The 7,819-nt window shown below is 43.2% G+C and carries 7 protein-coding genes; all 7 read left to right on the top strand.

Annotated elements, in window-relative coordinates; translation table 11 throughout:
* Positions 1-147, top strand: a 147-nt coding sequence (gene rpsI, locus IH879_04675) for a 30S ribosomal protein S9 (GenBank protein ID MCH7674231.1), incomplete at its 5' end; no start/stop codon positions are given.
* Between the two features lie 93 nt (positions 148-240).
* A complete protein-coding gene (rpsB, locus tag IH879_04670) occupies positions 241-1,107 on the top strand; it encodes a 30S ribosomal protein S2 (protein MCH7674230.1) in 867 nt (288 codons plus the stop codon).
* Positions 1,108-1,125: 18 nt separating this feature from the next.
* A complete protein-coding gene (tsf, locus tag IH879_04665) occupies positions 1,126-1,719 on the top strand; it encodes a translation elongation factor Ts (protein MCH7674229.1) in 594 nt (197 codons plus the stop codon).
* A 31-nt stretch (positions 1,720-1,750) separates the two neighbouring features.
* Positions 1,751-2,470, top strand: coding sequence for a UMP kinase (locus IH879_04660; GenBank protein ID MCH7674228.1), 720 nt, complete (start codon positions 1,751-1,753; stop codon positions 2,468-2,470).
* Between the two features lie 2 nt (positions 2,471-2,472).
* Positions 2,473-3,033, top strand: coding sequence for a ribosome recycling factor (frr, locus tag IH879_04655; GenBank protein ID MCH7674227.1), 561 nt, complete (start codon positions 2,473-2,475; stop codon positions 3,031-3,033).
* A 142-nt stretch (positions 3,034-3,175) separates the two neighbouring features.
* A complete protein-coding gene (locus IH879_04650) occupies positions 3,176-4,084 on the top strand; it encodes an NHL repeat-containing protein (protein MCH7674226.1) in 909 nt (302 codons plus the stop codon).
* Positions 4,085-4,362: 278 nt separating this feature from the next.
* Positions 4,363-7,809, top strand: coding sequence for a hypothetical protein (locus tag IH879_04645; GenBank protein ID MCH7674225.1), 3,447 nt, complete (start codon positions 4,363-4,365; stop codon positions 7,807-7,809).
* Positions 7,810-7,819 lie beyond the last annotated feature (10 nt).

Genomic DNA, 7,819 nt, shown 5'->3' with positions numbered 1-7,819 from the left:
ATTGCCAGAGCGCTGCTCAAGATCGACGAGGAGTATCGGCCTAAATTAAAGCACGCCGGATTCCTGACCCGTGACCCCAGAATGAAGGAGAGAAAGAAACCCGGTCAGCCGGGAGCACGTAAAAGATTTCAATTTTCTAAACGATAAAAACACCATAACGCACACCGGCTTAAATTATTGGGTGCCCGGAAATGGGTTAACAATCGGCCGGTGGAGGACCAACCCAAGAAGGAGTTAAGCATGAACGTTTCTTTACCGGACTTATTAATCGCAGGCTCACATTTCGGCCATCTCACCCGCAGATGGAATCCAAAAATGAAAAAGTACATTTTCATGGAGCGAAATGGGATTTATGTTATCGATCTAAAAAAGACTTTAGAATGTTTGAAGACAGCCAGTCAGGCAATCATTGACATTACTAAATCAGGGGAGAGAATTCTCTTTGTAGGCACCAAAAAACAGGCAAAAGACATTATTAAGAACGAAGCTGAAAGGTCTAGTTCATATTACATAAACGAACGATGGCTGGGTGGTACGCTTACTAATTATACTACCATTAAGAAAAGCGTCAGGCGGATGAAGCACATTGAGAAAATGGCCACTGATGGCACATATGACAAACTTCTAAAGAAGGAAATTCTTAAAATTGAACGAGAAAGAGAAAAGCTCGATTTGGTTTTAGGCGGTATTCGGGATATGAATAAATTGCCCGGAGCAATGTTTGTGGTAGATACGAAGAAGGAAACCATTGCCGTTGCAGAAGCTATCAAATTGAATATTCCCTTAATTGCAATCGTTGACACAAATTGCGACCCTGAGGTTGTGGACTATCCTATTCCGGCAAATGATGACGCCTTTAAATCGGTTAGCCTCATAACGCGTGCAATTGCGGACGCGGTTCTCGAAGGAATGAGCTCAAGAGTCGAACCAGAGTCTGAGGAAGGTACCGTAGAAGTCGTTCCCGAGAGTACTGAAGCACCAAAGGATGAAGTCATTGTCACCCAAGACGCTGGGGAGCTTGAAACGATTGCTGAAAAAATAAAAGAAGTGCAGGCAGCAGAAGAAATAGCTAAAGAAAAAGCTGAAGAAAAAACATCACAAGATTAGGTGGAGGCATTTAGACGTATGACAATTTCGGCTGATAAAGTAAAGGCACTAAGAGAACGTACCGGAGTCGGTATTATGGATTGCAAGAGCGCTCTTACTGAAACTGATGGTGATATCGATAAAGCAGTTGAGCTGCTGAGGAAAATGGGAGTCGCTTCTGCAGAGAAAAGGGCTGGCCGTGAAACCGATGAAGGCCTTGTTGAAGCATATATTCACGCGGGAAGTCAGTTGGGAGTTTTGGTTGAAATAAACTGCGAAACCGATTTTGTTGCGAAGACCGATGATTTCAAAAATTTTGCACGCGATATAGCAATGCAAGTTGCGGCAACCGGTCCCCGGGTTGTGAGTCGTGAGGATTTCCCGCAGGGAGAAATTGACAAAGAACTTGAGATTTATAAAACTCAAGCAAATAATGAAGGCAAACCTGAGAACATAATCGAGCGTTTTGTTCAGGGTAAATTAGAAAAATTTTACCAGGAAAACGCCTTGATGGAACAAAGTTACATTAAAGACCCGAGTAAGAATATAAAAGAACTTTTGGCAGAAGTGATTACGAAGACCGGCGAGAATATCAACATCAGAAAATTCGTTCGCTATCAACTAGGATCTTAGTTTCCTTCAGATTAATCTACCTTTAAACTACATGCCGCCATCTCAGTATAAACGCGTTTTGCTCAAATTAAGCGGTGAAGCGCTAATGGGTGAGCAAGGACTTGGCATAGATCCCAAAATTGTTGAGAATATCGCGAGTGAAATAAAAGAAGTTAACGGGATGGGTGTTGAGATGGGAATTGTAATCGGCGGCGGAAATATTTTTCGCGGCCTTTCAGCGAGCGCGCGCGGGATGGATCGGGTCTCCGCTGATTATATGGGTATGCTGGCAACTGTGATCAACGCGATGGCTTTGCAGGATTTTTTAGAGCGCACTGACGTTTTCACCCGCGTACTTACCGCAATCAACATGGAAGAAGTGGCCGAGCCTTTTATTCGCCGAAGAGCAATCCGCCATTTGGAGAAAGGCCGGGTCGTTATTTTTGCAGCCGGAACCGGTAATCCTTATTTTACTACCGATACCGCAGCCGCGCTTCGAGCAGTAGAAATTGAAGCAGATGTTATTTTAAAGGGGACAAAAGTTAACGGCGTTTATGACTCAGATCCCAACCTGAATGCAGATGCTAAGAGGTTTGATGAATTGAGTTATTTAGAAGTAGTCAAGCGTCGTTTGCAAGTGATGGACACGACAGCGGTGACTTTGTGCATGGATAATAAACTGCCAATCGTCGTTTTTAATATAACAAAACAGGGTTACTTAAAACGAGTTATTCAAGGTGAGAAATTAGGAACCAAAATTTTCGGGACTTAATTATGGATATTAAAGAAATTCAAAAGGACGCAGAAACTCGTATGCAAAAGGGCGTGGAAAATACCCGCAGCGAACTTTCCAAAATCAGAACCGGCAAGGCGTCTCCAGCGATGCTCGATACGGTGAGGGTCGAATATTATGGGTCAATGGTTCCTCTTAAACAAGTTGCGAACGTAAATACTCCTGAGGCCCGGCTACTGACCATTCAGCCGTGGGAGAAAAACCTGATTGCTGAAATCGAGAAGGCTATTCAAAAAGCTGACCTGGGCTTAAATCCTGTCAACGACGGCATACTTATACGGCTTCCAATTCCTCAGCTCACGGAAGAGCGGCGCAAGGATTTAGTTCGGCTCTGTCACAAACTGGTTGAAGAAGGAAGAATCACAATTCGAAACGTGCGTAGAGACACCAATGATAAGTTGAAATCCATAGAAAGGGAACATGAAATCTCCGAAGATCAATACCACACCACAATGGATGACATTCAAAAACTCACGGATCAATATATTAAAGAGGTGGACGAAATCTTAGCCAAAAAAGAGGAAGAAGTCATGGAAGTTTAGTCCACTTTCCGAAAAATGTTGTTTTGATTTTAAATTGGCCGTTTCAAACAAGTGTTTGGGAAACGGCTTTTTGCTTTTTATGGAAACATCTTTGAGCGCAAATTGAAACTAAGTAAAAAAAGCAAAGTTGGTTAAAATATCTATGCTTACTCTCCTTATTAATTTTGTACTGTTCTTTAGCGCCCCTTTTGCGAGCGTAACAGAATATAACGTAAAGTTTCTATTTGCTTTTCCTGAAGCGCCCATATTAGGATTGTCTATCTCGCGACCCCAGGCAATCGCCATTGATCCGGAAGGTTCAGTTTACATTATAGACACTGGAAACAATCGAATCGTGAAATTTAATAATAAAGGGGAGTATGTGTTCACGCTTGGCGGTTTCGGTTGGGAAACCGAACAATTCGATCGCCCGCTGGATATTACGGCAAAGACCGGTTTGGAGGTTTTTGTGGCCGATTTCAATAATGAACGAATTGAACGCTATGATAAAAAACTAAACTACATTTCCTCTTTCTATTCGGAGGAAACCTTTTCAACTAATTTGCAATTTGGATTTCCCAGTGGCGTCGATGTGTCTGCCCATGGAGAACTTTTTATTTGCGATAACGAAAATAATAGGATATTAAAACTCAACACACTTGGTGAGCCAGTTGTCAGTTTTGGAGATTTTAATTGGGGGGATGGCCAGCTTGAGCATCCCGCCAAAGTTGAAGTCAGTCCGGGCAACTTAATTTATGTCTCGGATCAAAGTGCAAATCAGATCGTCGTATTTGATTACTTCGGGAATTTTGTTTCAAAATTTGGAAAGGGTGTGCTAAACAACCCCCAAGGCATGATCTGGTCTCAAAACAAGCTCTTCGTTGCGGATTCAGGGAATGACCGTTTGGTGGTGTTTGATCAAAATCACCGGCTCATTTATTCCTGGGGCGACGAAGGTTCAAAAATCGGTGCTTTCAAGAATCCGGTCGATGTTGCGGTATTCGATGGACGAATTTATGTTCTTGATTCGGGCAATAATCGTGTTCAGGTTTTTGAATTAATTGAGAATTAAATAAATATGGAGGGTTGCTCAGTCTTTTGTTACAATTGAAACATCTAATTTGAAAAGATCTAAACGGCTATCCAGTTAACCCAGCAAGTGACCCAAGGAGTCATGCGAGCCCTTCGACAGGTTCTGGGCAAGCTTTGTCGAGACATCTTGTTAGTTATGCGTTCTTCGTAACAAGATTTCTCCCCCGAAGTGTCGGAGGCGAAATGACACCTTTTCTTGAACTAACTGAATACGGCGAAAGATCGAAGCAAAATTATCATAACTTGTAAGTTTTAATTGTGACTGAGCGACCAGGTTTTTCAAAGTTTTTTAAGGCAAAGTATTTATCCGCAGTAAGCTTCGTTTTGTTTCCGGTTTTCCTGTTTCCCCAATCGAATGGCGATCTCCGGCAAGGCTTTTCTCTATTTGAAAAGGAAATTACTTTAATTGCCGATAGCTTAATACTTTCCTTCCCGCTTCACGACAGCCTTCTTATTCCTTATTCAGAAAAGGTTTGGATCGATTCGGTTCTGCTTAAGAATGAACACGACTACTCTTTGGACTACTTAACCGGGACGCTAAATTTTAAAAAGCCGCCTTCAGACAAAAGTCTGATTAAGATTCAATATAAAATATTCCCCTTCTCTCTAAAAACCGAATACTCCCATCGTGAAATCATTTTAGCAAAACCCGAGAATGAAAAATCCCATGATTCCGCCAATTCGACAGAAAATAGTCAACCGCAACCGAAGCAAGTTTCGCGCGACATTATAGGATCACAATTAAGAAAAAGCGGCAGCATCATCCGTGGGATTTCTGTCGGTTCCAATCAGAACCTGCAAGTTGATTCCGGACTGCGAATGCAGATTTCGGGACAGTTGACTGATAATGTGGAGGTTGTTGCTTCGCTGACCGATCAAAACACACCGATTCAACCGGAAGGAAATACACAGACGCTTCAGGAAATCGATAAAGTATTTGTAAAAATCAAAGGACCCAACCTGCAGGCGACTCTCGGCGATTACAATCTGGACCTTCAAGGCAGCGAATTCACCAGATATAGCCGAAAGTTGGAAGGTATTATGGGCCAGGCCGATTTTCAAAACTATTCAGTGACTCTTTCAGCCGCGGTTTCAAGAGGACAATTTACGACCCATGAATTTTTAGGTCAGGAGGGCAACCAGGGGCCGTATCAGTTGCAGGGAACGGATGGTCAAATCAATATCATTGTTCTTGCCGGCACGGAAAGAGTTTGGGTTGATGGAGGACGGATGGCCCGCGGCGAAAACTATGATTATGTCATCGATTATGGAAATGGCCAGATCACGTTCACCCGACACCGCCTGATTACTTCTGACTCACGCATTACTGTCGATTTTCAGTTTTCGGCCGAGAGTTTTCAACGGGACTTCTTTGCAGCGCGTGGGCAATATAAGCTATTCGGTGACAAAGTAAAATTCGGAGCAACATATATTCGTGAAAGCGATGATAAAGACAGTCCACTGAATCTTGAATTGGACGAGGAAAGATTGGCCATTCTCGAAGCCGCCGGTGACAGCTTAGCGGTCGTTCCCGGTTGGAGGTCTGTTGGGCAAGACAGCGGGGCTTACATTATGGATTCGACCGGGATCTTTATTTATGTCGGACCTGGATTGGGCGATCATATTGTATCTTTTTCGTTTTTTGGAGAGAACCAGGGCGACTATCGAAATATTGGCCTGGGACGGTTCGAATTTGCAGGCGAAAGTAGAGGGAGCTATAAGCCATTTATTATTCTGCCAAAAGCGCAACGGCACGACATCGCGGGCTTGAATTTAGAACTTTCTCCAACACCTTTTTTTAATATTAAGAGTGAGCTGGCCGTGAGTGACTTTGATGGCAATATTTATTCCGCAAGAGATAACGCTACGAATCAAGGGTCAGCCTATTCTGTTAATCTAAATTTTCAGCCGGAAAACATTATTTTAGGTGGAAAGAATTTAGGAAGATTGAGTTTTTCCGGGAAGTTGCGAAAAAAAGCTGAGAATTTTCGAGATATTGACCGAACCACCATTGCAGAATTTAATCGACGCTGGAATATTTCAAATTCCGTTTCAAGTGCGCAAGAAAACATCGCGGAGTTTCGCGGCAGTTACTTGCCTTTAACCGGGGTAACCTTTCAGGGCGGCGTCGGACGGTTGTCGAAATCTTCTTTTTTTAAGTCGAATCGCTGGGAATTTCAGACGATTCTGGATAAAAAGAACCTGCCCAAGGCAAATTACTTTATGGAATTTATTGATCGAAATGATCGAAATATCAAACAGGAAAGTACCTGGTTTAGACAGAGGGGACGCGCCGAATACGACTGGAAAAGGGTTAAACCGAGTTTTGAATATGAAGGTGAGATTAGAAAAGATTCGCAAACAGATTCGGTTGACTCGGGTTTTCGGTTTGATTCTTACACGGCTGGCCTGGTTATTTCACCCTTCAAATCTTTAACCACGTCGGCAAAATATAATGTTCGCGATGACAAAGATCGGCTGGGTCAAACATTTTCACCAAAGTCGATCGCAAAAACGCAGACCTATGCTCTCTCATTGAGGAACTGGCGTGCTTTCAATGTGACGGCTTCCTATACTCATCGTGAGCGGGAGTTTTCAGACGACAGCATTCAAGATACTCGCACTGATCTCGCTGATATTCGAGTCGGGTTTTCACCTCGTAATGGCGGCATCAGGAGCAATTTTTATTACCAGGCTTCAAACACACAAGTCGCACTGCAGGAGGAAGTCTTTTTAAGAGTCAAGGAGGGCGGCGGCAATTTCAGGTTTAATGAAGAATTGAATGAGTTTGAACCGGACCCGTTTGGCGACTTTGTTCGTCGGCTTTTTACAACCAAAAATTTTAGACCTGTGATTGGATTAAGAGTTAGAGCTGATTTACGATTTGCACCAAAGAGGTTTTTTAAGTCGCGAAACAAAGGATTTCTACAAAAAGCTTTGTCGCCGATTTCAAGCGAAACGTTTGTGAGAATTGATGAAAGGACCAAAGAAAAAGATGTTGCAAAAATCTATTTCCTACAACTAGATCATTTTCTACAGGACAGTACGATTTTTGGCAGTAGGGAGTTTCGGCAAGACGTCTTTCTTTGGGAAAAGAGCAGAAAGTTTTCAATTCGTTATCGTTACAGAAATCGCTTCGAATTAAACAACCAGTTTGTCGATGGCGGCCAGCAGCGGCAAGTGCTTGAAAGAAGATTTAGAGTACTCTACCGGTTCTCAAATAAAACAAGCGCGCAAGTCGAATTCATTAATGCACTTGAGGACCGAATTTTTCAGTCGATGTCCCGGCAGGACCGAAAAGTGCGTTCGGATAAATTGGAATTGAATTTCGTTTACCGTCCGCAAAGGCGTTTGGAGCTTGGATTGCGAAGTCAGGTCAGCCGGAACCGGGATATTGTACTCAACCCGCAGACCAGGGCCAATTTGATTTCTTTTAAACCGAGATCCAATTACTCGCTCAGCAACAAAGGCCGACTCAGAGGAGAGATTGAATGGGTTAAAGTTGACGTTTCGCCAAACAATCGGCTCATCCCTTTTGAGCTTACCGGTGGCCGAAGAGCTGGAACGACTTTGAGATGGAATTTTAGTTTTGATTACCGCGTATCCCGTAATGTGCAGGCATCGATGAGCTATTTTGGCCGCAACGAGCCGGATCGACCGAAAACTCAGCATTTTGCCAGAGTGGAAATGCGGGCCTTTTTTTAGGAGTATTTTT

It is taken from the genome of candidate division KSB1 bacterium (genome assembly GCA_022562085.1).
Classification (GTDB): domain Bacteria; phylum Zhuqueibacterota; class Zhuqueibacteria; order Oceanimicrobiales; family Oceanimicrobiaceae; genus Oceanimicrobium.
Note: the sequence above shows the minus strand (reverse complement) of the source record. Positions and strands in the feature narration are given on the sequence as shown.